27 protein-coding genes are annotated in these 25,595 nt (G+C 65.0%); 12 read left to right on the top strand and 15 right to left on the bottom strand.

The window, feature by feature from the left end; all coding sequences use genetic code 11:
- Positions 1 to 26: 26 nt before the first annotated feature.
- Complete coding sequence (locus tag E1742_RS12830) at positions 27 to 1,046, bottom strand: hypothetical protein (protein WP_229465919.1); 1,020 nt, start codon at positions 1,044 to 1,046, stop codon at positions 27 to 29.
- A 232-nt stretch (positions 1,047 to 1,278) separates the two neighbouring features.
- Complete coding sequence (locus tag E1742_RS12825; RefSeq protein WP_134388151.1) at positions 1,279 to 2,157, bottom strand: HDOD domain-containing protein; 879 nt, start codon at positions 2,155 to 2,157, stop codon at positions 1,279 to 1,281.
- A gap of 229 nt (positions 2,158 to 2,386) precedes the next feature.
- On the opposite strand from E1742_RS12825, the gene E1742_RS12820 reads away from it, so the two are divergent.
- On the top strand, positions 2,387 to 2,968 hold the full coding sequence (locus E1742_RS12820) for a DNA-3-methyladenine glycosylase (protein ID WP_134385322.1): 582 nt from the start codon (positions 2,387 to 2,389) through the stop codon (positions 2,966 to 2,968).
- Here the strand turns inward: E1742_RS12820 and E1742_RS12815 are convergent, their stop codons facing one another.
- Positions 2,969 to 4,690: a methyl-accepting chemotaxis protein gene (locus E1742_RS12815; protein ID WP_134385321.1), complete on the bottom strand. Its 1,722-nt coding sequence runs from the start codon at positions 4,688 to 4,690 to the stop codon at positions 2,969 to 2,971.
- Between the two features lie 83 nt (positions 4,691 to 4,773).
- Positions 4,774 to 5,226: a cache domain-containing protein gene (locus tag E1742_RS12810; protein ID WP_134385320.1), complete on the bottom strand. Its 453-nt coding sequence runs from the start codon at positions 5,224 to 5,226 to the stop codon at positions 4,774 to 4,776.
- A gap of 195 nt (positions 5,227 to 5,421) precedes the next feature.
- Here E1742_RS12810 and E1742_RS12805 point away from each other — a divergent pair, with 195 nt between their 5' ends.
- From E1742_RS12805 to E1742_RS12795, 3 genes are read left to right on the top strand one after another with little or no spacing between them, the layout of a single operon-like run.
- Positions 5,422 to 6,825, top strand: a complete 1,404-nt coding sequence (locus tag E1742_RS12805; protein ID WP_134385319.1) for a KamA family radical SAM protein — start codon at positions 5,422 to 5,424, stop codon at positions 6,823 to 6,825.
- Positions 6,826 to 6,828: 3 nt separating this feature from the next.
- Positions 6,829 to 8,178, top strand: a complete 1,350-nt coding sequence (locus tag E1742_RS12800; protein WP_166793473.1) for an MFS transporter — start codon at positions 6,829 to 6,831, stop codon at positions 8,176 to 8,178.
- A 26-nt stretch (positions 8,179 to 8,204) separates the two neighbouring features.
- Positions 8,205 to 9,056, top strand: coding sequence for a fumarylacetoacetate hydrolase family protein (locus E1742_RS12795; protein ID WP_134385318.1), 852 nt, complete (start codon positions 8,205 to 8,207; stop codon positions 9,054 to 9,056).
- A gap of 95 nt (positions 9,057 to 9,151) precedes the next feature.
- Here the strand turns inward: E1742_RS12795 and E1742_RS12790 are convergent, their stop codons facing one another.
- Positions 9,152 to 10,492, bottom strand: a complete 1,341-nt coding sequence (locus E1742_RS12790; RefSeq protein WP_134385317.1) for an aspartate aminotransferase family protein — start codon at positions 10,490 to 10,492, stop codon at positions 9,152 to 9,154.
- Positions 10,493 to 10,589: 97 nt separating this feature from the next.
- Between E1742_RS12790 and E1742_RS12785 the strand changes: the two genes are divergently transcribed.
- Complete coding sequence (locus tag E1742_RS12785) at positions 10,590 to 11,144, top strand: carboxymuconolactone decarboxylase family protein (protein WP_134385316.1); 555 nt, start codon at positions 10,590 to 10,592, stop codon at positions 11,142 to 11,144.
- Positions 11,145 to 11,201: 57 nt separating this feature from the next.
- Here E1742_RS12785 and E1742_RS12780 read toward each other — a convergent pair whose 3' ends face one another.
- The 4 genes from E1742_RS12780 to yjgA all read right to left on the bottom strand — a co-directional run bounded on the left by E1742_RS12780 (position 11,202) and on the right by yjgA (position 13,509).
- Positions 11,202 to 11,411, bottom strand: a complete 210-nt coding sequence (locus tag E1742_RS12780; RefSeq protein WP_134385315.1) for a hypothetical protein — start codon at positions 11,409 to 11,411, stop codon at positions 11,202 to 11,204.
- A 191-nt stretch (positions 11,412 to 11,602) separates the two neighbouring features.
- Entirely contained in the window at positions 11,603 to 12,271 is a 669-nt protein-coding gene (locus E1742_RS12775) for an alpha/beta hydrolase (protein ID WP_134385314.1), read from the bottom strand.
- Between the two features lie 7 nt (positions 12,272 to 12,278).
- Entirely contained in the window at positions 12,279 to 12,908 is a 630-nt protein-coding gene (gene mog / locus E1742_RS12770; RefSeq protein WP_134385313.1) for a molybdopterin adenylyltransferase, read from the bottom strand.
- Positions 12,889 to 13,509, bottom strand: a complete 621-nt coding sequence (gene yjgA, locus E1742_RS12765) for a ribosome biogenesis factor YjgA (protein ID WP_134385312.1) — start codon at positions 13,507 to 13,509, stop codon at positions 12,889 to 12,891. The genes mog and yjgA overlap by 20 nt, the downstream gene beginning before the upstream one ends.
- Positions 13,510 to 13,610: 101 nt before the next feature.
- On the opposite strand from yjgA, the gene pmbA reads away from it, so the two are divergent.
- Complete coding sequence (gene pmbA / locus E1742_RS12760) at positions 13,611 to 14,963, top strand: metalloprotease PmbA (RefSeq protein ID WP_134385311.1); 1,353 nt, start codon at positions 13,611 to 13,613, stop codon at positions 14,961 to 14,963.
- Between the two features lie 101 nt (positions 14,964 to 15,064).
- Positions 15,065 to 16,156 (top strand): TRAP transporter substrate-binding protein, encoded by a 1,092-nt coding sequence (locus tag E1742_RS12755; protein ID WP_134385310.1) that lies wholly within the window; start codon positions 15,065 to 15,067, stop codon positions 16,154 to 16,156.
- A gap of 60 nt (positions 16,157 to 16,216) precedes the next feature.
- Here the strand turns inward: E1742_RS12755 and E1742_RS12750 are convergent, their stop codons facing one another.
- The 4 genes from E1742_RS12750 to E1742_RS12735 form a co-directional block, all read right to left on the bottom strand.
- On the bottom strand, positions 16,217 to 17,323 hold the full coding sequence (locus tag E1742_RS12750) for a hypothetical protein (protein ID WP_134385309.1): 1,107 nt from the start codon (positions 17,321 to 17,323) through the stop codon (positions 16,217 to 16,219).
- A gap of 71 nt (positions 17,324 to 17,394) precedes the next feature.
- On the bottom strand, positions 17,395 to 18,180 hold the full coding sequence (locus E1742_RS12745; RefSeq protein WP_134385308.1) for a DUF2145 domain-containing protein: 786 nt from the start codon (positions 18,178 to 18,180) through the stop codon (positions 17,395 to 17,397).
- Complete coding sequence (locus E1742_RS12740) at positions 18,177 to 18,578, bottom strand: hypothetical protein (RefSeq protein ID WP_134385307.1); 402 nt, start codon at positions 18,576 to 18,578, stop codon at positions 18,177 to 18,179. The genes E1742_RS12745 and E1742_RS12740 overlap by 4 nt, the downstream gene beginning before the upstream one ends.
- Positions 18,579 to 18,660: 82 nt before the next feature.
- Positions 18,661 to 19,065, bottom strand: coding sequence for a hypothetical protein (locus E1742_RS12735; protein ID WP_134385306.1), 405 nt, complete (start codon positions 19,063 to 19,065; stop codon positions 18,661 to 18,663).
- A gap of 126 nt (positions 19,066 to 19,191) precedes the next feature.
- Between E1742_RS12735 and E1742_RS12730 the strand changes: the two genes are divergently transcribed.
- Positions 19,192 to 19,929: a helix-turn-helix domain-containing protein gene (locus E1742_RS12730; RefSeq protein ID WP_229466762.1), complete on the top strand. Its 738-nt coding sequence runs from the start codon at positions 19,192 to 19,194 to the stop codon at positions 19,927 to 19,929.
- A gap of 40 nt (positions 19,930 to 19,969) precedes the next feature.
- On the opposite strand, the gene E1742_RS12725 is transcribed toward E1742_RS12730, so the two are convergent.
- Complete coding sequence (locus E1742_RS12725; RefSeq protein WP_134385305.1) at positions 19,970 to 21,094, bottom strand: M14 family metallopeptidase; 1,125 nt, start codon at positions 21,092 to 21,094, stop codon at positions 19,970 to 19,972.
- Positions 21,095 to 21,281: 187 nt separating this feature from the next.
- Here E1742_RS12725 and E1742_RS12720 point away from each other — a divergent pair, with 187 nt between their 5' ends.
- Complete coding sequence (locus E1742_RS12720; RefSeq protein WP_134385304.1) at positions 21,282 to 22,367, top strand: TRAP transporter substrate-binding protein; 1,086 nt, start codon at positions 21,282 to 21,284, stop codon at positions 22,365 to 22,367.
- A gap of 138 nt (positions 22,368 to 22,505) precedes the next feature.
- Here the strand turns inward: E1742_RS12720 and E1742_RS12715 are convergent, their stop codons facing one another.
- Positions 22,506 to 23,426 carry a PaaX family transcriptional regulator gene (locus E1742_RS12715; RefSeq protein WP_134385303.1) on the bottom strand — a complete coding sequence of 307 codons (921 nt, stop codon included), beginning with the start codon at positions 23,424 to 23,426 and terminating at the stop codon, positions 22,506 to 22,508.
- A 115-nt stretch (positions 23,427 to 23,541) separates the two neighbouring features.
- Here E1742_RS12715 and paaA point away from each other — a divergent pair, with 115 nt between their 5' ends.
- From paaA to paaC, 3 genes are read left to right on the top strand one after another with little or no spacing between them, the layout of a single operon-like run.
- Positions 23,542 to 24,531, top strand: coding sequence for a 1,2-phenylacetyl-CoA epoxidase subunit PaaA (gene paaA, locus E1742_RS12710; RefSeq protein WP_134385302.1), 990 nt, complete (start codon positions 23,542 to 23,544; stop codon positions 24,529 to 24,531).
- A gap of 10 nt (positions 24,532 to 24,541) precedes the next feature.
- Positions 24,542 to 24,826 carry a 1,2-phenylacetyl-CoA epoxidase subunit PaaB gene (gene paaB, locus E1742_RS12705; RefSeq protein ID WP_134385301.1) on the top strand — a complete coding sequence of 95 codons (285 nt, stop codon included), beginning with the start codon at positions 24,542 to 24,544 and terminating at the stop codon, positions 24,824 to 24,826.
- Positions 24,827 to 24,841: 15 nt separating this feature from the next.
- Positions 24,842 to 25,594, top strand: a complete 753-nt coding sequence (paaC, locus tag E1742_RS12700) for a 1,2-phenylacetyl-CoA epoxidase subunit PaaC (RefSeq protein ID WP_134385300.1) — start codon at positions 24,842 to 24,844, stop codon at positions 25,592 to 25,594.
- Position 25,595 lies beyond the last annotated feature (1 nt).

Here is a 25,595-nt window from a genome sequence, read left to right as displayed (position 1 = left end):
GGCCGGCACGTCGTGGCCGCGAACCGTTATGCCAGCGGGCGTGGATCGATGGCGCGGCCGTAAGGATCGAACCGCTCGGCCACCGCCACGTCAGTGATGCCCAGCGTGGCCAGCGCGTCGCGCACGTCGTCCACTTCGATTTCCAGGTCGCTGCCCAGTTCGAACGGACGGTCGCCCTTGGCCAGCACCTTGACTCCGTCCATCAGCTGCACGCGCAGGACCATCTCGCCGTCCACGTCCGCCGGCGCGACGATGGCCGACGCGGCACCGCCATGCGCGGCAAGCGCCTCGCCCAGCGTCGCCATCAGCGCCAGCATCGCCTGCTCGGCCATGCCCTGCTGGCGGGCGCCGAAGAACAGGTCCTGATACAGGAAGTTCAGCTGCAGTTCGCGCTCGCGCGGCGCCAGGCAGCGCGCGACCAGCGCCGCCGCGTCTTCCGTCCACTGGCGGTAGCGGGCAAGGCGCTCGGCGAAATACGCATCGGCCGCTTCCTCGTCTTCCGGCACGGCGTAGAACGGATCGTCGGCGCGCTTCAATGCAAAGCCGACGATGAAGCGCAGTTCGACCGCTTCGTCGTCCGGCCCGAATGTGGGGCCGGTCCAGCCGGCGATACTGCGCTGCAGCGTGGGCGCTTCCGTCATCTTCTTTTCCGTCAGCGCGGCCGCCGCTTCCTTGGCCATCGTGTGCAGCTGGCTGTACGTGATGCGCGCGACCTCGCCGGCATCGTAGGCGTGGCGGACGATGACGATCTTCGCCTTGTCGCTTTCCAGCTTGCCCGTGCGCAGGCTGGCCAGCAGCGCGTCGTAGGCTTCGTCGTCCTGGAAGCCCTCGGCTTCGACCAGGCCGCCCTGGCTGTGCACGAAGACGGGAATCGCAAACGCGTCGATCTCCTGCGGCGGCGCGCCTTCGCGGCGCAGCGGCACGCTGGCGGCGGCTTCCTCGACGGCATTGCGCAGCAGCTGCCAGGCGCCCACGTCCTCATGGCTGGCCAGGTCGATGGCTTCGTACAGGATGTCGTCCTTGCTGCCGTTCAGGTAGCGCCGCACCAGGCGTTTGAACTCCAGCTCCTTGCCGGCAAGTTCCTCGCCGAGCGTATCGGCTTCTTCCTGTTCGGCGAGTTCGAGCGCGAGCGCGCACAGCGCGGCGGCCAGGACGTCTTCTTTTTCCTCGGGGGCGTGGCGGACTTGCGGGGGACGGGGCGTTTATTCTTGGGCATGGCGGAACCGGCGCGAAGTGGGATTGGCGCCGATTCTAACCGATCGCATGACCGGCAATCCCTTAGTGATCGGTGTGGAAGGTCTCGTGCAGTTCGTCCAGCAGGTCTTCCACTTCGTCGTCTTCCAGACCCAGGTGGCGGCAGGCGGGCTCGCCGCCTCTTTCCCACTCGAGCGAAGCGCCGTTGCCGCGGTAGCGCTGGATGCCCCGTTCTGCCAGCACGGAAGCGGCGACGAGCGAGCGGATCGCGTCGTCGGTCGACTCGTCGTCCAGTACCGGGTAATCGTGGTGATGCAGGATGGCCCACGACACGTCGGGCGAGAGGCCCCAGTTGCGTGCCAGCAGGCAGCCGATGGCCGCGTGGTTGGTGGCGTGGCGGGCGTCCTCGATGGCGGTGAAGCCGCGCCCGGCGTCCTGCGCGGCGATGCTCAGCGTTTCGGCGTAGTCGTCGAAGCGGTCCAGCAGCAGCGGCACGCCGATGTCGCAGAACAGGCCGAACGTGTGCGAGATGTCCGGCGGGGCGATGCGCAGCCGGCGCGAAATGAAGACCAGTGCCTGCGCGCGCCGCGCCGACGTATCCCAGAACTGGTTCAGCGCGCCGTCGCTGCCGTCGATCGCCTGGCGTGCCAGCAGCCCGGTCATCAGCGCCGCGCACTGGTTCAGGCCCAGGAAATTGATTGCCTGTTCGACCGATTTCGCTTTGCGCGCCGCGCCGAAGAACGGCGAGTTGGCCAGCTTGAGCAGCGCCCCCGACATGCCGACGTCGTTGCCGATGATGCGGGCGATGCGGCGCGGCGACGGGTCGCCTTCCGCCAGTTCGCGCTGCAGGTCGACCAGCAGACTGGGACGCGGCGGAATGCGGATGGAGCGCAGCAGGGCATCCTCAACGGAGGAGTCCTGGGCGGCGACTTCGACGGCGGCTTGGACGGCGGCTTTGGGCATAAACATTGGATGATCACTGCGAGGCAAGAACGGCGAGGGTTCTACGGCTGTCATTATCACCTGTTTCGCTACGGCAAGAGTAGCGCTGACGGAAAAATCTTCCGATTGTGTGTCTATTTCTGCCCAACTGCCTCCTTTTGATGGCGAAACGACAGCGCTCTTTGTCAACGTGGCAAGGATGTCCGCCATGCGGGCGCGGCAACTCGCCATGCCACGCTACAATTCTTGCATGTCTACTCTGCTGGCAGGAATTGATTTCGAAGCACCATCCGACGAGGTAGCCCGTCTGCTGATCGGCGTTACCGTGCTGGTCGATGGCGTCGGCGGGCGCATCGTCGAAACGGAAGCGTACGACCGTGAAGACCCGGCGTCGCACGCCTTTTCCGGACCAACCGCGCGCAACGCGTCGATGTTCGGCCCGCCCGCGCATACCTATGTCTACCGTTCCTATGGCATTCACTGGTGCCTGAACTTCGTCTGCCGCGAAGCGGGACATGGGGCCGGGGTCCTGATCCGCGCCATCGAACCGCTCGTTGGTCTGGACGTCATGCGCGCGCGCCGCGGCCTGGAGGCGGCCACGCTGCTGGGCTCCGGGCCGGGACGGCTGTGCCAGGCGCTTGCCATCACGCGCGAGCACAACGCCATGTCGCTGGCGGCGCCGCCGTTCGAGCTGGTGGCGCGCGAAGGGGACGTCGACATCGTTGCCGGACCGCGCATCGGCATCACGAAAGCGATGGACGTGCCGTGGCGATTCGGGTTGCGCGGCTCGCCGCACCTTAGCAAGCCGTTCAAGGTGACGAAGCCGGCGTGATCAGGCGCGCCGGCGCTGCGCGGCCCGATCCGGTTCCGCCGCCAGCAGCCCGCGCATCGCGCTTCCCGCGCTGCGCCGCTCCACTGCAACGATGCCGTCGTCTTCGTCTTCGTCCGCATATTCGTAGTCTTCCTCGTCCTCGTCGGCTGCGACGCACACCGGCGCCGCCGCCTCCACCGCATCGAACTCGAACACCGCCACCGCCCGCGACAGATTGACCGCCTGCTCCTGCAGGCTCTCCGCCGCGGCTGCTGCCTGTTCCACCAGCGCGGCGTTCTGCTGCGTCACGTCATCGATCTGGCCGACGGCCACGTTGACTTCCGAGATGCCTTGCGCCTGTTCCGCGCTGGCAGTGCTGATGCGCCCGATGATGTGATTGACCTGCTGCACGGAGCCGACAATGTCGCCCATGCTGCTGCCGGCCAGGCTGACGGAGGCGGCGCCGTTGTCGATGGTGGCGACGGAGGCGGCGATCAGCTCCTTGATCTCCCTTGCCGCGGCGGCGGACCGTTGCGCCAGCGTGCGTACTTCGGAGGCGACGACGGCAAAGCCTCGCCCCTGCTCGCCCGCGCGCGCCGCTTCCACGGCCGCGTTCAAAGCCAGGATATTGGTCTGGAACGAGATGCTGTCGATGACGCCGATGATCTCCACGATCTTACGCGAACTGGCGCGGATCGATTCCATCGTCGTTACCGCCTGTGAGACGGCGTGGCCGCCTTTTTCCGCCATCGTCGTTGCCGTTGCCGCCAGCCGGCAGGCCTCGCGGGCATTCTCGGCGTTCTGGCGCACGGCTGTCGTCAGGTTTTCCATCGCACTGGCCGTCTCCTGCAGCGAGCCCGCCTGGCGCTCGGTGCGGCTCGACAGGTCCAGATTGCCGCTGGCGATTTCATGCGACGCTGTGTCGATCGACTGCACGGCGCCGCGGATCGTGCGCAGCGTCTGGCCCAGGTTGACGATGCTCTGGTCCAGCACGCGCGACGTCTCGGCGATTTCGTCCTTGCCCGCATTGGCTCTGCCGCTCGTCAGGCGGCCGTCGGCCAGGCTGCGCACGACGTCGGCTATCGCCCGGATGTCACGCAGCAGCACGGCACGCACGCGCATCGACACCAGCAGCGACAGGGCGATCGAGAGCAGGCACAGGCCCGTCATCGTCATGCGCAGCTGGCCGAATTCGGCGCCCGCGCCCGCGTAGGCCGCTTCGCTCAGCGATTTTTCCAGGCCGGACAAGCGGGTCAGCGCTTCGTCCAGCAGCACGAACTGCGCTTCGGCTTTCTGCATCGAGTTGGCCGCTATGGCCTGGTCCATCTGCGCCATCTCGATCGTCTCCAGCACTGCCTTGCGGTAGGTGGCGAGGATGGCAATCGACGCATCGGCCAGCTTGCGCTCGTCCGGTCCCGACACCTGCGCCAGCTTGCGCAGATTTCCGTCGATGGCCTTGTGCCGGTCATTGATCTGGTTGGTCAGTGCGTCGAGCCGGGCCTTGGCGAAGCTGCCGTTGACCCATGCGAGCAGCTGATAGATATTGGCATGGACGAAGCGGGCATCGCCGGCCACTTCCGCCACCGCTTTCAGGCGCGCCGCGCGCACCTGCACGAGATTTTCCATCGAGGCGTTCTGGCGCACCATGCCGTACCAGGCGCAGGCCGTAATGGCCACCAGCAGGACCAGGACGACGCCTGGCGCCAGCAGCAGTTTGGGACCGATTCGTAATTTGTTCAGCATGACGACTCCCGCCACATCAAGAGAGAAACTGCAAGAAGGAACTGCGGATGCCGCGCCGGCAAACGTACCGGGGCGGCCGGGATTTACTTTTTATAGATGCCCGCTTCCAGCACGACGTCGCCGACGCGCAGGATGTACGTCGTCTTCGGCTCGATCTTGCCGCTGACGGGATTCTTGTACATGTAGTCGACCCAGCCCTTGCCGCTTTTCGCCGCCAGGTCGATGATCTCGCGGCGGTATTTCTTGCCGCTGGGGTCCGGTACGTCCGTCAGGTCCTTGCCGACGATGGACGGGTTGATCGGGTGGGCCAGCACGATGCCCGTCTTGAGGTCGCGCATGTCGACGTACAGCTCGCCCTGGACGAACGCCGGGTCCTTGGCCGCCAGCTTTTTCATCAGCTCTTCCTTGCTGTGGGCCTTGATGAAGGCGGCGCCCCGTTCGGCCATGGCGATGGCGTCTTTTTCCGTGGGTTCGGTGGCGGCGAAGGCGCTTGCCATCGCCAGGCAGGCGAGGCTGCCGATCAGCATCTGTTTCATGAAAAGTCCTTGAGAATGATATGGGGAGGGACGGCATCGCGTTCCCAGGAGTAATTTACGCTGGCGGTGCCATCAGGCAATTGAGCAAACGCAAAAGCGGCTGGTTTCCGTGTGGATATTGACTTGAAGCAACGCGACGACAGGCCAGGATGCCTAGCATGTCGGTCTCAGCCCCCGTCCAGACAGGAGAACGTAATGTCCGCAGATTTAGTCCCGCAAAAATTCAAGCCCTTCACACGCCAGAGCATTCGCCAGGCGCGCCACTGGCAATGGTTGCCGCCGGACCAGCAGGAGGCCGTGCAGGTGGTTTCGCATGTGATGCCGTTCCGCACCAACGAGTACGTGATGGAGCACCTGATCGACTGGAGCAACGTACCGGACGATCCGATCTACCGCCTGACGTTCCCTCACCGCGACATGCTGCCGATCGAGGAATACCGCACCTTGCGCGACCTCGTCATGGTCAAGCAGGACGATGCGGCGATCGCCGCCTACGTGCATAAGATCCGCATGCGCATGAACCCTCACCCCGCGGGCCAGATGACGCACAACGTGCCGCGCGTGAACGATGCGCCGCTGCGCGGCCTGCAGCATAAATACAATGAAACGGTGCTGTTCTTCCCCAGCTCCGGCCAGACCTGCCATGCGTACTGCACGTTCTGCTTCCGCTGGCCGCAGTTCGTGGGCATGGACGACATGAAGTTCGACGCGAAGGAGACGAGCGAACTGGTGTCGTATCTGAAAAACCACAAGGAAGTGACGGACGTGCTGATCACCGGCGGCGACCCGATGATCATGAACACGCGCTCGCTGGCCGAATTCATCGAACCGCTGCTGGGCCCGGACTTGGAGCACATCCAGAATATTCGCATCGGCACCAAGTCCGTCGCGTATTGGCCACAGCGTTTCGTCACCGACCGCGATGCCGACGACCTGCTGCGCCTGTTCGAGAAGGTCGTTGCCGCCGGCAAGAACATGGCCATCATGGGCCATTACAACCACGCCGTTGAGCTGCGCCAGGAGATCGCCCAGAAGGCAGTCAAGCGTATCGTCGGCACGGGCGCTACATTGCGCATGCAGGGGCCGCTGATCCGCCACATCAACGAGGACCCGCACACCTGGGCCGAGTTGTGGCGCACCGGCGTGCGACTGGGCGCGATCCCGTACTACATGTTCGTCGAACGGGACACCGGTCCGCGCGAGTATTTCCAGCTGCCGCTGGCACGTGCGCACGAGATCTTCCAGCAGGCATACCAGATGGTCTCGGGCCTGGCACGCACGGTGCGCGGTCCGTCGATGAGCGCTTTCCCCGGCAAGGTCGTCATCGACGGCGTCGTCACCATCGCCGGCGAGAAGGTATTCGCGCTGCAGTTCCTGCAGGCCCGCAATCCCGACTGGGTGCGCAAGCCGTTCTTCGCCAAGTTCGATCCGGAAGCGACGTGGCTGGATCACCTGAAGCCTGCGTTCGGCAAGGACAAGTTCTTCTTCGAGACCGAAGGAGGCATGCCGGAGCACGTGGAGCACGGGCCAGTGGAACGCAAGGTGATTCGGATCGCTTCGGCGCGCGAAGGTTGCGCGAGCCACAGCAACGTGGCGTGACCCATGAGCGGCGCACAACCGCAGGACGGGACCGCTTACCCGTTGCCGGTGTCGGAGCGCGCCGCATCCGGGCTGGCACGGGCCGTATGGCGGGGGCGCCAGCACGTGCCGGGCCAGCTGCCCGGTGCGGCCGTGCTGTGCCTCGTCTTCATTCCTTATGCGCTGGGACATTACCTGTCATGCCTGCTGCGCACGGTGAATGCCATCCTGGCGCCGCAGCTGATGGCGGCGGCCGGCCTGTCGCCGGCCGAACTGGGGCTCCTGACCAGCGCCTACTTCCTCGCGTTCGCGTTGGCCCAGCTGCCCGTCGGCCTGGTGCTGGATCGGTATGGCCCGCGCCGCGTGCAGTGCGCGATGCTGCTGGTGGCGGCGCTTGGCACGCTGGCCTTCGCCGGCAGCGGCACGTTCGCCCAGATGCTGGCAGCGCGCACGCTGATGGGACTGGGCCTGGCGGGCTGCTTCATGGCGGCCGTCAAGGCCGTGTCGACGTGGATATCGCCCGCGCGGCTGCCGTCGGTGCAGGGCTACCTGATTGCCGCCGGCGGGCTGGGCGCGGCATCGGCCACGCTGCCCGTGCGGCTGTTCCTGCAGTACGCCGACTGGCGCTGGATGTTCATCCTGCTGGCGCTGGGCTGCGTTGTGGTGGGGGCGTTGATCCTGCTGCTGGCGCCTACGCCGCCGGCCGCGCCGCCCAAACGCTTCGACCGGCGCGTGCTGGTCGACGTCTACCGCCATCCCGCGTTCCGCGAAACGGCAGGCCTGGTGCTGATTCCGCACACCGTCTTCTTCGGCGTCCAGGGCCTGTGGATCGGCCGCTGGCTGACGGACGTCGGCCGCTACCCGGAGCAGAGCGTGGCCTGGCTGCTGTACCTGGGCATGGCGGCCGTCATCTTCGGCGCCATCTCCGTCGGCATGGTCACGGAATGGGCGGCCAAACGCGGGTACGACGCGATCACCGTGGCCGGTGTCGGCGTCGCGTTGTTCATCGCCGTGCAATGCGCCATCGCCCTGAACTGGCAGCCCGGGATCGCGCAGCTGGCGGTGGCCTTCACGCTGGTAGGCACCATCACCGGCATCGAGTACACGATCGTCGCGCAGGCCATGCCGCCCGCGCTGACGGGGCGCGCGTCGACGTGCCTGAACCTGTTGATCTTCGCCGGCGCTTTCCTCGTGCAGGCCGGCTTCGGCCAGGTGGTGGGCCTGTGGCAGCCCGATAGCGCGAACCGCTATCCCCCGGTTGCCTACAGCGCCGCGTTTGGCGCGCTGGTGCTGCTGCAATTGCCTGGCCTTGCGTGGTTCGCGTGGCGCCGTCGCAGGGTCGGCCCGCGGAACACTGTAGAATCTGCGTTTTGACAGCTGCAGTACGCGTGGGAGAGAGAATGAAACTGGTTCGTTATGGCCGTGTCGGCAAGGAGAAGCCTGGCCTGATCGATGAAGAAGGCAAGCTGCGCGACCTGTCCGGTGTGATCGGCGATATCGGCGGTGCGAACCTGTCGGACAAGGCCATGCGCAAGCTGGCGAAGATCGCGCCCGAATCGCTGCCGCTGGTGCGCGGCAATCCGCGCTTCGGCGTGCCCGTTGCCGGCGTCGGCAAATTCATTGGCATCGGCCTGAATTACGCCGACCACGCGGCCGAATCGGGCCTGCCGATTCCTTCCGAGCCGATCGTGTTCATGAAGGCGATCACGAGCCTGTCCGGGCCGGACGACGATGTCATGCTGCCCAAGGGTTCGAAGAAGACGGACTGGGAAGTGGAGCTGGGTGTCGTCATCGGCACGCGCGCGCGCTACGTCAGCGAGGCCGAAGCGGAGAACTACATCGCAGGCTACTGCGTGGTCAACGACGTCTCCGAACGCGAGTACCAGCTGGAGCGGGGACCGCAGTGGGACAAGGGCAAAGGCTGCGACACGTTTGGCCCCGTCGGCCCATGGCTCGTCACGCGCGATGAAGTATGGGACGTGGGCGACCTCGATCTGTACCTGGAAGTAAACGGCAAGCGCATGCAGACCGGGAACACGGGCACGATGATCTTCAAGGTGCCGCAGCTGGTCAGCTACCTGTCGCAGTTCATGACGCTGGAACCGGGCGACATCATCGCCACGGGCACACCGCCAGGTGTCGGCATGGGCCGCACGCCCAAGCGCTTCCTCAAGAAAGGCGACTTTATGCGCCTGGGCATTGCCGGACTGGGTGAACAGCAGCAGGAAGTTATCGGATTCCAGCAGTACTGACAGCCCGACTGCTTCGGCGCCTGTCACCGGTTCTAATCGGAGCCTGTCACCGGTTTTTCTCAAGACGAGAAAACCGGTGACAGGCTCCGGTTGTTTCAGGACCTCGGCCGGATCGCCTCCAGCGCCCTGGCCAGCGCATCCGACAGCCGCGCCACGATCTGCCCCAGGTCGGCTTCCGTCGCGATGAATGGCGGGGCCAGCAGGATGTGGTCGCCCCGGCGGCCGTCGGCTGTGCCACCCATCGGATATACCATCAGCCCGCACGCCATTGCCGCCGTCTTGACGGCCGCGTGCAGCTTCAGGTCCGGGTCGAACGGACGTTTCGTCTCGCGCTCCTGCACCAGCTCGAGCCCCACGAACAGTCCGCGCCCGCGGATGTCGCCCACGTTCGGGTGATTGCCGAAGGCGTCGCGCAGCATGCGCCGCAATGCCGTGCCGCGCATCGTCACGGCGCTGAGCAATGCGTCGCGCCGGATCACTTTCTGCACCGCCAGCGCCGCCGCAGCCGCCACCGGATGGGCGTTGTACGTGTGCCCGTGCTGGAACACGCCGCTGCCGGCGCGCAGCCGTTCGACGATGTGATCGCGCGCCAGCACGGCGCCCACCGGCTGGTAGCCCGCCGCCAGGCCTTTGCCCAGCGCCACGATGTCCGGTACGACGCCTTCCTGCTCGATGGCATACAAGGTGCCGGTGCGGCCCATGCCGCACATGACTTCATCGGCAATGAACAGGATGCCGTACTTGTCGCACAGCGCGCGCACGCCCTTGAAGTAGCCCGGCGTGGCGGCCACGGCCCCCAGCGTGGCGCCCACGACGGGCTCGGCGCAGAAGCCGATGACGTTCTGCGGCCCCAGGTCGAGAATCCTGTGCTCCAGTTCGACAAGCAGGCCGGCGGTGTAGTCCTGCACGTCCTGCGACGCGGGCCGTTCGCGGTAGTCGTAGCAGGGCGACACGCGCGCCACGTCCATCAGCAGCGGCGCGAACGGCTTGCGGCGCCATTCGTTGCCGCCCAGCGCCAGGGCGCCCAGCGTGTTGCCGTGATAACTCTGGCGGCGCGCGATGAAGACGCGGCGTTCCGGCTCGCCGTTCTCGACGAAATACTGGCGCGCCAGCTTCAGCGACGTCTCGATGGCTTCCGAGCCGCCGGAGACAAGGTAGACGTTATTGAGGTCGCCCGGCGCATTCTGCGCCAGGCATGTCGCCAGCTCCTCGGCCACGTCGGTGGTGAAAAAGGCCGAGTGGGCATACGCTGTGGTCGCCAACTGGGCCTGCATCGCGGCCAGCACGTCGGGATGGCTGTGACCGAGCGACGAAACCGCCGCGCCACCGCTGGCATCGAGATAGGTGTTGCCGTCGCTGTCGCGCACGTACATGCCGAAGGCGCAGACGGCCGAAGGCGGCGTGATGCGCAGGTTTCGGTGGATGAGCTGTGTCATGGTCTCCTCGCGTTCGGGGTGGGGTGAATCAAGACAGTAGCCCGCAGCCTGTGCATGCACTTTGATTTTTACCTTGCTGTATGCGAATATTTCCCGCATGCCAGATCGCCTCCCTCCCATTCCCTTCGACGCGCTGACGCCCGCGCAACAAGCCGTGGCCCAGGCCGTCATCGACGGCCCGCGCGGTGCGCTGTACGGGCCGTTTATTCCATTACTGAGAAGTCCAGAGCTGATGCTGGCCGCCCAGCAGATGGGCGAGTACCTGCGCTATCGCAGCGCCATCGGCACGCGCCTGTCGGAGCTGGCGATCCTCGTCACGGCGCGGCACTGGGACCAGCAGGTGGAGTGGGCCATCCACGCGCCGATCGCGGCGCAGGAGGGCATTGCCCCGAACGTCATCGATGCCATCGCCAGGCGACAGCCGCCGACGGGCCTGGCGGCGGACGAACAGGCCGTCTACGATTTCTGCGTGGAGCTGCAAAGAGACAAGCGTGTCGCGGATGCGACGTATGCAGCCGCGCTGCGCCAGTTCGGCGAGCATGGCGTGACGGATCTGATGGGATTGAACGGCTACTACACGTTGCTGGCGATGGTGCTGAATGCAACGCAGCAGAGCGCTCCGCCTTCAACGGCGGCGCCGCTGCCTGAATAGACTGCCCTATGCGGGACAGCCCGTGCGGCCAAAAGCACTGCCGCGGCGGGATGAAACTCAGGCTTCGATGGACTGCCTGGCCCGCACTTCGATCTTGCTCAATGTCGGCATCACCAGCCGGTGCAGGTTCTCGCCCGTATTGGTGGCGCTGAGGACCACGCGGCCGTTGGCTGCCTCGGCGACAGCCCAGTTCAGGAGGGTCAACGCGTCACGCAATACGTCCGTTGCCTTGACGGGACCACCGATGGTGTCCTGAATGTTACGCAAGAAATCGTCATCTACATTCAGTCGAACTTCCATAGGAACTCCCATAAAACTTTTTCATGATCGCGCCAATATAGCACGCCCGCCCGCGCGCTTTGGCCGCACGCGGCGCATTCTTGTGAGTTGTGACAACCGATGCGCGGCCGCGTTGCGAACCTAACACATCGCGAAGCACGGCTTACACTGCGCAGCCTTTACTGCAGGACCTTCTTCAGCCAGGCGCTCATGTGGACGATCTCCTCCTGGCACAGCGAATGCTGCATCGGGTACTCGTGCCACTCGACGTTGTAGCCCAGTTGCACCAGCAGGTCGCGCGACGCGATGGCGCGCTGCACGGGAATCACCGGGTCCATCCGTCCGTGCACGAGGAAGATCGGTGTCTGCTTCGATACTTCCGTGCGCTCGGCGGCGATCTTGTCGGCCAGCGGCACGTAGCCCGACAGGCACAGCAGCCCCCCCAGCTTTTCGGGATGGCGCAGCCCCGTCTGCAACGTCATCGCGCAACCCTGCGAGAAGCCGGCCAGCACGATGCGGTGCGCCGGAATGCCGCGTGCCTTTTCCCTTGCAATCAGCGCCTCCACCTGCAGCTGCGAAGCGCGCAGGCCCTTTTCGTCTTCCTGTCGGCCCAGGTCGGTATGGACGATGTCGTACCACGCGCGCATGACGTAGCCGCCGTTGATCGACACGGGCATGGTGTTCGCGTGGGGGAAGATGAAGCGGATGCCCGGCAGGCCCGCCAGGTCCAGTTCATTGACGACCGGAACGAAGTCGTTGCCGTCGGCGCCCAGCCCGTGCAGCACGATCACGGAAATTTGCGGATTGTCGGAGGTGCAGACCTCGATGTTTTGCAGCACGTCGCTCATGGGTTCCTTACAGTTTGAGAGGCGCGGGGGCAGGGCGGATGGCCGACTTCGGCCGGAACGCCTGGCACACGGCCGCGTCGGTTTCGATATACGGGCCGCCGATCAGGTCGATGCAGTAGGGAATAGCCGCGAAGATGCCGGCCACGACCTGCTTGCCATCCGCATCTTTCAATCCTTCCAGCGTTTCCTTGATCGACTTCGGCTGGCCGGGCAGGTTCAGGATCAGCGCGGCGCTGTCGGCAGTCTCGCGGATCACCGCCACCTGGCGCGACAGGATTGCCGTCGGCACGAAGCGCAGGCTGATCTGGCGCATCTGTTCGCCGAAGCCCGGCATCTCTTTCGTACCGACTGCCAGCGTCGCTTCGGGCGTCACGTCGCGGCGCGCCGGACCGGTGCCGCCCGTCGTCAGCACAAGCTGGCAGCCGACCGTGTCCACAAGCTCGATCAGCGTCGCTTCGATGGTGGCGCGGTCATCCGGGATGAGGCGCGTCTCGACGCGAAAGCTCGTCGTGATGGCGCTGTTCAGCCAGTCTTCCAGTGCCGGAATGCCCTGGTCCTGGTAGACGCCGCCGCTGGCACGGTCGGAAATCGACACCAGGCCGATGACGAGATCCGTGTTATTCGTCGCGGTCGTCATCGCTGCCATCCTCGTCGTCGTCGTCGGCTGCTTCACCGGCGGCCTTCGCCGCGGCGCGGCCCTTGGCGTCGAGATCCTTCAGGATCTGGAAGATCTCGCGGTAGGCTTTCGGCGGCTTGTTCTCGGCCTGCTCCTTGCGGGCATTGCGGATCAGCGTGCGCAGGTGCTGCGCGTCCAGTTCCGGGTGCTCGCCCAGCAGGGTGGTCAGCGCCTTCTCGTCCACCAGCAGTTTTTCGCGGCGGCGCTCCAGCGCGTGCAGCGCGGCCGTATCGGCCTTCGAGGCGCCTTTCCAGCCTTCGATGGTGCGCTGGATGATGGCCACTTCCTCTTCCGTCAGGGAGCGCATTTTCTTGCCGACGAACTGCAGCGCACGGCGGCGGCCTTCATGGTTCTTGATGCTCTGGCACTCCAGAATCGCATCCCGGACGTCCTCCGGCATCGGCACCCGCTTGACACGGTCGCGCGGCTGGTCGACCAGTTCATGGCCCAGGTCCTGCAATGCGTCGGATTGGCGTTTCAGTTCGGTTTTGGATGGGCGGTCGTATTTCTCTTCGAACTCGGAAGACTGGAAGCCGACGGAGCCACGGTTTGGATTTGGCATGATAGGGAAAGGTAGGAAGGTGCGCCGCGAAAGCGCGCCTGTAAAAACGGTAAACGGCTGCTATCATAACTGTTTTAACGCTTAGCCCACCAAAACACCCTATGAGCGAATCCCATTTCACCCACAGCCAGGACCAGTTGAAGCAGCTTGCCCAGGACGTTCTGGGCTATGCACGCGAGCAGGGCGGCACCGATGCCGCCGTCGAGATCAGCGAAGGTAGCGGGTTGTCGGTGTCGGTTCGCAAGAGCAAGATCGAAACGATCGAGCAGAACAAGGACAAGGGGCTGGGCGTCACGGTATTTGTCGGCAAGAAGCGCGGCAACGCGTCCACGTCCGACTTTTCGGCGGCCTCGCTGCGCGCCACTGTGGAAGCGGCCTACAACATCGCCCGCTTCACGGCGGACGACGACTGCGCCGGCCTGGCCGAAGAAGAATTGCTGGAAAAGAACCCGCGCGACCTGGAGCTGTTCTACCCGTGGGAGATCACGGCGGAAGAAGCTGTCGTGCTGGCGCAGCGCGCCGAGGCTGCCTCGTTTGCCGTCGATCCGCGCATCACCAACAGCGAAGGCGCCGGCGTGCACGTGCAGCAATCGCACTTCGTGGCGGCCAATTCGCGCGGCTTCATGGGCGGCTATCCGTATTCGCGCCATACGATTTCCGCCACGCCGATCGCCGGCAAGGGCGCGAAGATGCAGCGCGACGACTGGTACAGCTCCGTGCGCGATCCGAAAAAGCTGGCGACGCCGGAAGCAGTCGGCCGCTACGCCGCCGAACGCGCACTGGCCCGCCTGAACGCGCGCCAGATGAACACGCGCACGTGCCCCGTGCTGTTCGAAGCGCCGCTGGCCGCCGGCCTGCTGGGCGCTTTCGTGCAGGCCACGTCGGGCGGCGCGCTGTACCGCAAGTCCACGTTCCTGCTCGACAGCCTGGGCAAGGCCGTGTTCCCGGACCACATCCAGGTGACGGAAGACCCGCACGTGCCCGGCGCCATCGGTTCGGCCCCGTTCGATGAAGAAGGCGTGCGCACGCAGTACCGCGACGTCGTCAAGGACGGCATCCTGCAAGGCTACTTCCTGTCCACCTACTCGGCGCGCAAGCTGGGCATGCAGACGACGGGCAATGCGGGCGGATCGCACAACCTGTCGCTGACGTCGAATCGCACGGAAGCGGCCGACGACTTCGCCGGCATGCTGAAAAAAATGGGCACGGGCCTGCTGGTGACGGAGCTGATGGGGCAAGGCACCAATTACGTGACGGGCGACTACTCGCGCGGCGCCTCCGGCTACTGGGTCGAGAACGGCATCATCCAGTACCCGGTCGAAGAGATCACCATCGCCGGCAACATGAAGGAGATGCTGGCGCAGATCGTGGCCATCGGCAACGACGTGCTGGTGCGCGGCACCAAGCAGACCGGTTCGATCCTGCTGGAAAAAATGGTCGTTGCGGGGAACTGACCTTTCCCAACAATCGATTGCCACGCCGGTGGCGTTTCCCTACACTGTGTTGAGTAGTAACGTTTTCCGAACGTAAATAAAAAACACAGGAGACAACCCGTATGGAACGCCGTTCCTTTATCGCCAAGGCCGCCGCCGGCGCGGGCGCCGGCCTCATCGCCGCCCCCGCACTGGCGCAGGCGCAACCCGCCATCACCTGGCGCCTCGCCTCCAGCTTCCCCAAGTCGCTCGACACCATCTTCGGTGCCTCCGACATCTTCACCCGGCGCATTGCCCAGCTCACCGGCGGCAAATTCACGATCCGCTCCTTCGCTGCGGGCGAGATCGTCCCCGGCCTGCAGGTCATGGATGCCGTGCAGGCGGGCACCGTCGAATGCGGCCACAGCGCGTCCTATTACTACTTCGGCAAGGATGCCACGTTCTCGTTCGACTGCGCCGTGCCGTTCGGCCTGACGTCGCGCCAGCACACGGCCTGGTACGACCAGGGCGGCGGGCGCGAACTGACGCGCGCGTTCTTCAAGGACTACAACATCCTCAATTTCCTGGGCGGGAACTCGGGCACGCAGATGGGCGGCTGGTTCCGCAAGGAGATCAAGTCGGTCGCCGACCTGAAAGGCACCAAGATGCGCGTGGCCGGTTTCGCGGGCCGGGTGCTGGAGCGCCTGGGCGTCGTGCCGCAGCAGCTGGCCGGCGGCGATATCTATCCGGCGCTGGAGAAGGGCACGATCGACGCGGCAGAGTGGGTCGGCCCGTACGACGACGAGAAGCTGGGCTTCTTCAAGGTCGCGCCGTTCTACTATGCGCCGGGCTGGTGGGAAGCGTCGGCGTCGTTCTCGTTCTACGTCAACCTGAAGGACTGGGAGAAACTGCCGAAGGAATACCAGGCGGCGCTGGAAGTGGCGACGTACGAAGCCCACGTCGGCATGCAGGCCGAGTACGACGTCAAGAACCCGACGGCGCTGGCGCGCCTGCTGAAGAACGGCGTCAAGCTGCGCAACTATCCGAAGGACGTGATGGACGCGTGCTACAGGATGTCGACGACCGTGATGGAAGAGGAAGCGGCCAGGAACGCCAAGTTCAAGAAGATCTACGAGCCATGGAAGCGGTTCCGCCAGGACCAGAACCAGTGGGCTTCCGTGGCCGAGGCCACGATGCAGAACTACCTGATCGCGGCGGGGCGCGCGGGCCGTTGATGTTGGCCAGGGACAGGCCGCGGCCTGTCCCGACGTTCCACCGCGGTTTCTGCGCGGTTTCTATTTACACAGTGCGCTGCGTGGCTGTCCGCAGCTGATCAGGCTTCCCACATCCGGATTGGACAGGTAGTCGAGGTGCGCCTTCACCGGGTTCTCGAACAAGCCCAAGTACGTACGGTCGTTCGATACCAGCACGTTGTGCACGATCGCGCCAGGATAGCGCTCGGGTGGCAGCGTATAGGACAACAGATCGTTCGGATCGGTAAAGGCGATCAGCGTCAGTGCATCGATGGCGGGCCCGCGGCGGTCCTTCGAGAAGTCCTCGCGCTTTTTCAGCAGCAGTTGCAAGCTGTCCGGCGGTGGGGCCTGCATGGTCTGCCGGTCGCCTGGCGCCGGTATCTGCTGGGCCGTCTGCAGCAGGGGGATCTGGTTGGCCGCCATGATCAGGTAAGCCATGCGTTCCAGATCCCGCCGCGCCGCCTGCGCGGCGCGCTGGTCCTTGTCCTCGATCATTCCTGCCAGCGTATCGAACAGGATCTTGCTGCCGAGACTTTCGGAGATGACGATCAGCGGCGTGTTGGGATCCGCGTTTTCGGTTGCGTTCATGATCGCCTCGCGCATGCGCCTCTGAATCTCGAAGCGGGCGTCGCCCTGGTAGATCAGCGCATCGGGGAGGCAGTCGTCGAGCAGGCCATCCTTGGCTTTGGCATTGAGGCTGGCGCGCTTGCCAGGAAACGCCGGCATTCCCAGGCAGATTGGCGACTTGTCCGTCTGGTCGTAACACAGCTGCTGCTTGATGGGCGTCGTCAGCGGCGACCAGATCAGCGACTTGACGAGCAACTTGCCTCTGGGCGTGTGGATGATGTCGGGGATGGTGATGATGCCGCTGCCGCCCGAGCGCGACGCCGAGGGGAGGACGTTGGCGGCCAGTTGCGCGGCCAGGGTGTTCACGGTCTCCGTCGCCCACGTCGCATCATGGGTGCACATGCCGTGCACCAGCAGTACGTCGGCCTCCTGCTTGCCGGATTTTTTGTCCGCTTCCGCAACGAAATCGATCAGGCCGGGAAAGCTGGCGCCCGGCTCGAGGAACTGCGGCGGGCGGTACGGCGTTGAGCAGCCCGCCAGCAGGACAAGGGCGGCCAGGCCGCAGGCGTAAGTGCGCATCATCGTCTCCAGGTGGTCTTGTGATCCCTCATCTTTACAACGATGAGCCCGCCCGGATTGATCGGGATCAAGGATCAGTCGACGTACTGTACCCTGGCTTGGGTATCCGTTGCACGCACGAAGTTGACGATCGAAACCGTCGTGACCGTATCGATCCTGCCCGCCATGCGGCGGTCGAACGGATGATCGTCGAAGGCGACGTTGGCGCGGAACATGCGCCCACCCAGGCGCGTGATCGACGGCACACGGATCGTCACGGGCGCGAAGCCCGCCTTCTTCAGCCACGCCTGCGCTTCGGCGCGTGTTTCCACTTCGCCCGCGGGCGCGGCGGCGGCGGCATACGTCTCCAGCACCCACTGGTTCGAATTCTGGTATCGCGTGGAAAACGCGTACGACAGCATGTTGTACTTCGGCTCGTGCAGCCGGCGCGCGGTGCGCGTGAGGACCAGCTGCGCCAGGCGCGCCTGCGTTTCCGCGCTTGGCACCAGCACCTCGGCCTCGTAGCGGAACAGGTCGCCCAGGAAGAAATTGCCCAGGCCTTCGTTGTACAGCTGCGATGCCGCCGTGTCGCACTCGTTCAGCTCATGCACGACGGTCCAGCGGCCTTCCGGATGGTCGCGCACGACGATACCCATGTGCGAGAACTTCAGGCCGTATTTCGACAGGTCCTGGCCCACTCGCGACAGCAGCACGACTTGCGCGCCCGTCGCATCGAGCGCCTGGAAGGTACGCTGCGCCAGGTCCATCGACTTGACGGTGTCCGCCACGGCCATGGGCCGCTCTTCGCAGGTGCGGCCGGCCCACGCGGGCGCGGCCAGCGTCAGGCAGGCAGTCAGGCAGGTAAGCAGCAGGCGTTTCATGCACCCACCTCGGAGTGGTGCAGCAGCGCCTTGCCCAGCTCATTCGGAATGAAAGCAAGGACCTTACCGGAAGCGACCAGCATGTGGCCCGTGGAGGTGGCGACAACGTCCAGCGCCGTGCTGGCGCCGATCGCCAGCTTGCTGGCACCCTTGCCGGACAGCCGCACGGTGGCGGTGCTGGCATCGGCCACATTTTTCAGCACGACTTCGATGCCTTCGCCCACGGTCTTGACGGATTCGACGATCACGCTGCCACCGCCGCCCACCATCGCGATCGATCCCAGCACAACAAAGCCGGACAGGTAGCTGAGCCCATACGACGCGCCCGAGGGCTCGGCGTGAACGGGGGAGGAAGCCAGCGATGCCGCCAGGAGGGCGGCGCCAAACAGTCGTTTCATGCGGATGCTCCAGAATGAAGAGCCGCGATCATCGCCGATCCTGATGATGCCTGCAATCAACTTGCAGGACGCTAGTGTCGGTTCATGACGATTTGCTGCTGCGGATCAAAGCCTTGCCTGTTTCGTTGGGAATGAACGCGATGGCCTTGCCAGACGCCATCAACACGTGCCCCGTAGCGGTGGCGACGACCTCCACGACGGTGCCGACCGCCAGCGACAACTGCTGCGCCGCCTTGCCGGACAGGCGCACGGTGGCCGTGCTGCCCTTGGCCACGTTCTTCAACACCACTTCGATGCCTTCGCCCACGGCGGCCACGCTGGCCACGACCAGGCTGCCGCCGACGGCAACGGCGATGATCGAGCCGCCAACCACGGAGCCGGTGACTTCGCTGACGGCCTGCGATGGCGCGGAAGCGTCGCGGGCGCCGGCGATGGGCGCGGCGGCGCAGGCGATGGTCAGGCAGGTGGCGATCAGGAGGCGTTTCATGATGAGTCCAGGAGAGTTATCGGTGACGCATCATCGCCGCAACACCCGGCGACGGCAATAGCCCCGTACCAAGTATCTGCACGGAAACTGCGTGGTATCATTTTCCGCTACTTTTTATGGATGAGTATGATGTCCGGCACAACGCTCCTAATCGACGCACTGAAACGCCAATTGAAGCGGCGGGGCGTCACGTATGCCGCGCTCGCGCAGCAGATCGGCATGTCCGAAGCCAGCGTCAAGCGTCTGTTCGCCCAGCGCAGTTTTACCCTGGAGCGGCTTGAGCAGGTGCTGGTCGTGCTGGGGATGGATTTCGCGGAGCTGGCCCATGCCGCGGCAGACGCGCCGCAGCTGATTACGCAGTTGACCTACGCGCAGGAGGAGGAACTGATCGGCGACACGAAGCTGCTGCTGGTCGCGGTGGCGGCGCTGAACGAAGTGCCGGTCGAGCGGCTGGTGGCGGCATACCGCCTCAGCGAGGCGGAAGCGGTGCAGTGCCTGCTGCGCCTGGACCGCATCGGTTTTCTTGTCCTGAAGCCGAACAACCGCGTCAAGCTGCTGGTGACACGCACCTTCGGCTGGATACCGGATGGCCCGATCCAGAACTGGTTCCGCAAGGAGGCGTATGGCGACTATCTGGACGCCCATTTCGACGGGCCGGGCGAGCTGCTGCGGCTCGTGAACGTGATGCTGTCGCCGGCGTCGTCCCGGGCGCTGCTGGAGCGGCTGCGCCAGGTGGCGGACGAATTCTCGCGCCAGCACCAGGACGACGCGCGGCTGCCGTACGACGAACGCCACGCCGTGACGTTCCTGCTGGCGGCCCGGCCGTGGATGCCGCAGGCGTTCCAGCACCTGTTGCGCGAGTAGCGGGGGACTGGTACCGCCGTCGGGTGCCTGTCCCAGTTCTTCAGCGGCGCAGCGCCCGCAGCACGGGCTGCAGAATGGCGGCGCCCAGCTTCATCGAGCGCGCGCCGTTCCAGCCGTTGACCGGATCGGGATCGTTGGCGTTGTCCTTGAATGGCATCTCCAGGGTCAGCGACAGGCAACCGAAGGCGTGCGTCGCGTGCGGGGAGCCCATCGTCAGCACTTCCGGCGTGTATGGCGCGTCCGGGTAGCCGAATTCGCTCTGGAAGTCCGGGCTGGCGATCTTGAAATCCTCGATGAAGCGTTCCTGCTCGGCCTTCTGCTCCGGCGTGAAGTTCTCCAGCGAGTCGCTGCCCGCCACGAAGACGTACGGCAGGCCCTCGTCGCCATGGATGTCGAGGAACAGGTCGCAGCCCGTCTCCAGCATCTTCTGCTTGACGAGGAAAACTTCCGGCGAGCGTTCCATCGTCGGCGTATTCCACTCGCGGTTCAGGTTCGCGCCGGCGGCGTTCGTGCGCAGGTTGCCGCGCACCGAGCCGTCCGGGTTCATGTTCGGCACGACATAGAACACGGCCTCCTTCAGGCACTGGCTGGCGAACGGATCGGCCGGGTCCAGCAGCGCTTCCAGCATGCCTTCGACAAACCACTCCGCCATCGTTTCGCCGGGGTGCTGGCGGGCGATGACCCAGACCTTCTTCGGTGCATCCTCGTCGCCGACGATCAGCATGTTCATGTCGCGGCCTTCAACCGTGCTGCCCAGGTCGACCAGCTGTGCCAGCGGCGACAGCTGCGCGCTGTCCAGCAGCGACAGGTGGCGTTCCCACGAATACGGCTCGAAGTAGGCGTAGTAGACGCTGTCGTATTCGGGCGTGTGCTCGATCGTCATCACGTCGCCGTCGAAGCTCGTCGGCACGCGGAACCACGTGTCGCGGTCGTAGCTGGCCACGGCCTGGTAGTCCTGCCAGCCGTCCGCGTAGGCGGCCTTGCCGGCGTTGAGGAAGCGGATCGTCAGTTCGGTGGCCTGCGCGCCCTGGACGCGGAAGTAGAACCACTGGATGATGTCGGCGTGGGAGTCCTTGCGGATATTGACGTCGATATCGCCGGCGCTGGTAACGCTGACGACGTCGATGGCGCCAGCATCGAACTGGCTGCTGATCTTGATAGACATTGTGTGTCCTGACTGATTTTCGGAGCGCCGTGGCGCGAAGGCGCCATGATACCGGCTTTGCCTGCCGGTCGCACAGGGGGCTGTGGCCGTTCCGATAATCCCGCTAGAATGGACTGCACCGACGCCTCATCCGCAGGGCGTCCCGAGCGTCCCATCCGGCGCACCACCAAAAACCAGCAGGAGACTTATGCAACGTCGTTCCTTTCTGAAGAATACCGCCGTCGCCGCAGGCGCCGGCACCATTGCCGCACCGGCCTTCGCGCAGGTCCAGCCCACCGTCAACTGGCGCCTCGCCTCCAGCTTTCCGAAAACGCTCGACACGATTTCCGGCTCGGCCGAGAACTTCGTCAAGCGCGTCGCCCAGCTCACCGGCGGCAAGTTCGTTATCCGCCAGTTCGCCGCCGGCGACATCGTGCCGGGCTTGCAGGTGATGGATGCCGTGCAGGCGGGTACCGTTGAAATCGGCCACACGCCGGCCTACTACTACTTCGGCAAAGATCCCACGTTCGCGTTCGACTGCGCCGTGCCGTTCGGGCTGACGTCGCGCCAGCAGACCGCGTGGTTCGACCAGGGCGGCGGGCGCGAGCTGCTGCGCGAGTTCTACCGGGGCTACGGCATCGTCAACTTCATGGGCGGGAACACTGGCACGCAGATGGGTGGCTGGTACCGCAAGGAGATCAAGTCCGTCGCCGACCTGAAGGGCCTCAAGATGCGCGTGGCCGGTTTCGCGGGCCGCGTGATGGAGCGCATGGGCGTCGTGCCGCAGCAGATCCCCGCCGGCGACGTCTACGCCGCGCTGGAGAAGGGCACGATCGACGCGGCCGAATGGGTCGGCCCGTACGACGACGAAAAGCTGGGCCTGGCCCGCGTCGCCCCGTTCTACTACTCGCCCGGCTGGTGGGAAGCGGGGCCGCAGCTGTCCTTCTACGTCAACATCAAGGAATGGGAAAAGCTGCCGAAGCAGTATCAGGCGGCGCTCGAAGCGGCCAGCTACGAGTGCCACGTCGTCATGCAGGCCGAATACGACACCAGGAACCCTGGCGCGCTCGCGCGACTGATGAAGAACGGCGCCAGGCTGCGCAACTTCAGCCGGGACGTCATGGACGCTGCGTACAAGCAGTCGAGTCTGGTCATGGAAGAGGAAGCGGCGAAGAACGCGAAATTCCGCAAGATCTACGAGCCGTGGAAGAAGTTCCGCCACGACCAGAACCAGTGGGCATCGGTGGCGGAAGCCACGATGCAGAACTACCTCATCACCGCCGGCCGAAAATAAGCCCCCAGCCCAGCCCGTGACAACAACGGGGTCAGGCACAAAAACTGTCACGACCTCAGCGGTAAGCCCTGCTACGGCAGAGTCCGTGACAACATTCGTGCCTGACCCCGATGTTGTCACCGGCGCGGCGGTTGCTTGTCAGCGCATGCCGCCGAAGCGGTCGTAGAACGCCGCCTGCGCCTCGGGTGCGGCCGGATCTTCGCGCCGTAGTGCGGCAATGATATGCTCTTCGGCGGCGACGCAAGTCGCGCGGTACAGCTCCCTTGCCAGCTCGAACGCGGCGGCGCCCGGCCATGGCCTGGGCAGCAGCTCGACGGGCAACTGCGGATCGTGCAGTTGCACGCGCCGGTAGGCGTGCAGCACCAGCGTGCGGACGATGAACGCCTGTTCGGCCGTCAGCTGGCCTTGCAGCAGCTCGCGCAGCGGCAGGAAGCGCTCGACAAAGTGCTCGTACCCTGCAATCACGACCGACAAGTCCCACCCTTCCGCCACCAGGTCCGCCAGCGGCTTGCCCTGCACGCCGGGCAGTTGCGCCGCCTGCACCACATACACCTTGCCCCGCAACGCGAGGCGTCCCAGTAAATCGTCGATCGCGGCCGCGTCGCCGGCCGGGTGCCCCGCGATCCCCTGCGCGACGACCGCATAACCTTCCCACAGCAACTCCTTGCGCAGCGCTGCCCGCTCCGTCGCGGTCAGCCCGTTCGTCCCCAGCAAAAACGTCCAGCTGCCATCCCAGTGCACATTGGGCGCGGCATACACGCGCCGGAACGCGCGCGTAAAGCGCAGCATGGACTCCGGCGTGATCGTGTAATTGCTGCGGCGCCCGTCGCGCTGGGCGCCCAGCCAGCCCTCCTGCGCCAGCCGGAAGACCGACGTGCGCACCAACCGGTCGTTGATGCCGAACGGCGCGGCCAGTTCGATCAGGCTGCCCAGCCATGCCAGGCCGCCATGCGGGACGACGGCGTCGCCGAAGATCGTCATCAACAGGGACTTGGAGCGGGGCGGGTCGAGGGTCAGCGACTGGTCGATCCAGTCATCGATGGTGGTGGGAATACGCATGACAGCTATTGTAAGCTCAGCCAACAAGATACGGATATTCAATATGACACAAAAAATGCGTAGTCAAACCTTATTGCGTATCGTATGATGTGTCGAACGTGGAGGAGACAACGTCATGTATGCACAAATGGTGGAAACCGGGGTGAAGAACATCCGGACGCTGGACGACATGAGTGCGGACGAGCAGGCCTTCCAGGCCCGCATCGACGCCGGCGTCAAGATCGAAGCGAAGGACTGGATGCCGGAGGCGTACCGCAAGACGCTGATCCGCCAGATCTCGCAGCACGCGCACTCGGAAATCGTCGGCCAGCTGCCAGAGGGGAACTGGGTCACGCGCGCGCCGACATTGAAGCGCAAGTCCATCCTGCTGGCGAAAATCCAGGACGAAGCGGGCCACGGCCTGTACCTGTACAGCGCGGCCGAAACGTTGGGCGTCTCGCGCGACGAGCTGCTGGCCGCGCTTCATTCCGGCAAGGCCAAATACTCCAGCATCTTCAATTACCCGACCCTGTCGTGGGCCGACATGGGCGCCATCGGCTGGTTAGTGGACGGCTCCGCCATCATCAACCAGATCCCGCTGTGCCGCTGCTCCTACGGCCCGTACTCGCGCGCGATGATCCGCGTCTGCAAGGAAGAGTCGTTCCATGCGCGCCAGGGCTACGACATCATGATGTCGCTGGCGAAGGGCACGCTTGAACAGAAGGCGATGGCGCAGGATGCGCTGAACCGCTGGTGGTGGCCTTCCCTGATGATGTTCGGCCCGTCGGATGCGGAATCGGTCAACAGCGCGCAGTCGACCAAATGGCGCATCAAGCTGTTCTCCAACGACGAGCTGCGCCAGCGCATGGTCGACCAGACCGTCCCGCAGGCCGAGTACCTGGGCCTGACGATTCCCGACCCGGACCTGAAGTGGAATGCCGAAACGGGACACTACGAATTTGGCGACATCGACTGGACCGAATTCCACGAGGTCCTGAAGGGCAATGGCCCGTGCAACCGCGAGCGCCTGCGCACCCGCGTCAAGGCGTACGAGGATGGCGAATGGTTCCGCGACGCGCTGGTCGCCCATGCAGAGAAAAAAGCACAGAACAAGGCCGCGGCCTGAGGAGACGATGATGAGCAAGGAATGGCCACTGTGGGAAGTGTTCATCCGCAGCCAGCACGGTCTGGCCCACAAGCACGTGGGCAGCCTGCACGCGCCGGATGCGGAGATGGCGATCAATAACGCACGCGATGTCTACACGCGCCGCAACGAAGGCGTCTCGATCTGGGTCGCCCGCGCGGCGGACATCGTCGCCTCCAGCCCGTCCGACAAGGGCGCGCTGTTCGAACCCGCGAACAGCAAGGTCTATCGCCACCCCACCTTCTTCCCGATGCCGGAAGAAGTGAAGAACCTGTAACGCGGACAACTGAGCATGGACACCAAGGTTAATTACCTGCTGCGCCTGGGCGACAACGCCCTTGTCTTGAGCCAGCGCCTGTCCGAGTTGTGCGGCAAGGGCCCGGCCCTCGAAGAAGACATGGCGCTGACGAACGTCGCGCTCGACCTGCTGGGGCAAGCCCGCATGTGGCTGACGTATGCCGGCGAGCTGGAAGGGCAGGGCCGCGACGAAGACGCGCTGGCCTACCGGCGCGACGCGCACGATTTTCGCAATGTGCTGCTGGTCGAACAGCCGAACGGGAATTACGCGCACACCCTGATGCGCCAGTTTTACTTCGATACGTGGCACTACTTCCTGATCGGTGCGCTGACGAAGTCCGCCGACACCCGCATCGCCGGGATCGCGGAAAAATCGCTGAAGGAAGTGACGTACCACCTGCGCCGCAGCGGCGACCTGATCGTCCGCCTGGGCGACGGCACGGAAACCAGCCACCGCTACACGCAGACGGCGGCGGACGAGCTGTGGATGTACACGGGCGAAGTCTTCAACTACGACGCCGTGGACGAAGCCATGGTCGCCGCCGGCATCGCCCCGCCCGCCGCCGAACTGCGCCAGCAATGGCTCGATCACGTGGCCGACATCTTCGCAGAGGCGACGTTGACGATGCCGCCCGCGGACGCCTGGATGCAGAAAGGCGGCAAGCAGGGACGCCACAGCGAACACCTGGGCTACCTGCTGGCCGAGATGCAGTTCCTGCAGCGCGCCTATCCCGGCGCGGAGTGGTGAC

Source organism: Pseudoduganella plicata, assembly GCF_004421005.1.
GTDB lineage: Bacteria > Pseudomonadota > Gammaproteobacteria > Burkholderiales > Burkholderiaceae_D > Rugamonas > Rugamonas plicata.
Note: the sequence above shows the minus strand (reverse complement) of the source record. Positions and strands in the feature narration are given on the sequence as shown.

Excerpts from the sequence above, each read along its gene's own strand:
- E1742_RS12825 (WP_134388151.1), bottom strand. The coding sequence starts at position 2,157 with ATGCCCAAAGCCGCCGTCCAAGCCGCCGTCGAAGTCGCCGCCCAGGAC.
- E1742_RS12820 (WP_134385322.1), top strand. The coding sequence starts at position 2,387 with ATGTCTACTCTGCTGGCAGGAATTGATTTCGAAGCACCATCCGACGAG.
- E1742_RS12815 (WP_134385321.1), bottom strand. The coding sequence starts at position 4,690 with ATGCTGAACAAATTACGAATCGGTCCCAAACTGCTGCTGGCGCCAGGC.
- E1742_RS12810 (WP_134385320.1), bottom strand. The coding sequence starts at position 5,226 with ATGAAACAGATGCTGATCGGCAGCCTCGCCTGCCTGGCGATGGCAAGC.
- E1742_RS12805 (WP_134385319.1), top strand. The coding sequence starts at position 5,422 with ATGTCCGCAGATTTAGTCCCGCAAAAATTCAAGCCCTTCACACGCCAG.
- E1742_RS12800 (WP_166793473.1), top strand. The coding sequence starts at position 6,829 with ATGAGCGGCGCACAACCGCAGGACGGGACCGCTTACCCGTTGCCGGTG.
- E1742_RS12795 (WP_134385318.1), top strand. The coding sequence starts at position 8,205 with ATGAAACTGGTTCGTTATGGCCGTGTCGGCAAGGAGAAGCCTGGCCTG.
- E1742_RS12790 (WP_134385317.1), bottom strand. The coding sequence starts at position 10,492 with ATGACACAGCTCATCCACCGAAACCTGCGCATCACGCCGCCTTCGGCC.
- E1742_RS12785 (WP_134385316.1), top strand. The coding sequence starts at position 10,590 with ATGCCAGATCGCCTCCCTCCCATTCCCTTCGACGCGCTGACGCCCGCG.
- E1742_RS12775 (WP_134385314.1), bottom strand. The coding sequence starts at position 12,271 with ATGAGCGACGTGCTGCAAAACATCGAGGTCTGCACCTCCGACAATCCG.
- mog (WP_134385313.1), bottom strand. The coding sequence starts at position 12,908 with ATGACGACCGCGACGAATAACACGGATCTCGTCATCGGCCTGGTGTCG.
- yjgA (WP_134385312.1), bottom strand. The coding sequence starts at position 13,509 with ATGCCAAATCCAAACCGTGGCTCCGTCGGCTTCCAGTCTTCCGAGTTC.
- pmbA (WP_134385311.1), top strand. The coding sequence starts at position 13,611 with ATGAGCGAATCCCATTTCACCCACAGCCAGGACCAGTTGAAGCAGCTT.
- E1742_RS12755 (WP_134385310.1), top strand. The coding sequence starts at position 15,065 with ATGGAACGCCGTTCCTTTATCGCCAAGGCCGCCGCCGGCGCGGGCGCC.
- E1742_RS12750 (WP_134385309.1), bottom strand. The coding sequence starts at position 17,323 with ATGATGCGCACTTACGCCTGCGGCCTGGCCGCCCTTGTCCTGCTGGCG.
- E1742_RS12745 (WP_134385308.1), bottom strand. The coding sequence starts at position 18,180 with ATGAAACGCCTGCTGCTTACCTGCCTGACTGCCTGCCTGACGCTGGCC.
- E1742_RS12740 (WP_134385307.1), bottom strand. The coding sequence starts at position 18,578 with ATGAAACGACTGTTTGGCGCCGCCCTCCTGGCGGCATCGCTGGCTTCC.
- E1742_RS12735 (WP_134385306.1), bottom strand. The coding sequence starts at position 19,065 with ATGAAACGCCTCCTGATCGCCACCTGCCTGACCATCGCCTGCGCCGCC.
- E1742_RS12730 (WP_229466762.1), top strand. The coding sequence starts at position 19,192 with ATGATGTCCGGCACAACGCTCCTAATCGACGCACTGAAACGCCAATTG.
- E1742_RS12725 (WP_134385305.1), bottom strand. The coding sequence starts at position 21,094 with ATGTCTATCAAGATCAGCAGCCAGTTCGATGCTGGCGCCATCGACGTC.
- E1742_RS12720 (WP_134385304.1), top strand. The coding sequence starts at position 21,282 with ATGCAACGTCGTTCCTTTCTGAAGAATACCGCCGTCGCCGCAGGCGCC.
- E1742_RS12715 (WP_134385303.1), bottom strand. The coding sequence starts at position 23,426 with ATGCGTATTCCCACCACCATCGATGACTGGATCGACCAGTCGCTGACC.
- paaA (WP_134385302.1), top strand. The coding sequence starts at position 23,542 with ATGTATGCACAAATGGTGGAAACCGGGGTGAAGAACATCCGGACGCTG.
- paaB (WP_134385301.1), top strand. The coding sequence starts at position 24,542 with ATGAGCAAGGAATGGCCACTGTGGGAAGTGTTCATCCGCAGCCAGCAC.
- paaC (WP_134385300.1), top strand. The coding sequence starts at position 24,842 with ATGGACACCAAGGTTAATTACCTGCTGCGCCTGGGCGACAACGCCCTT.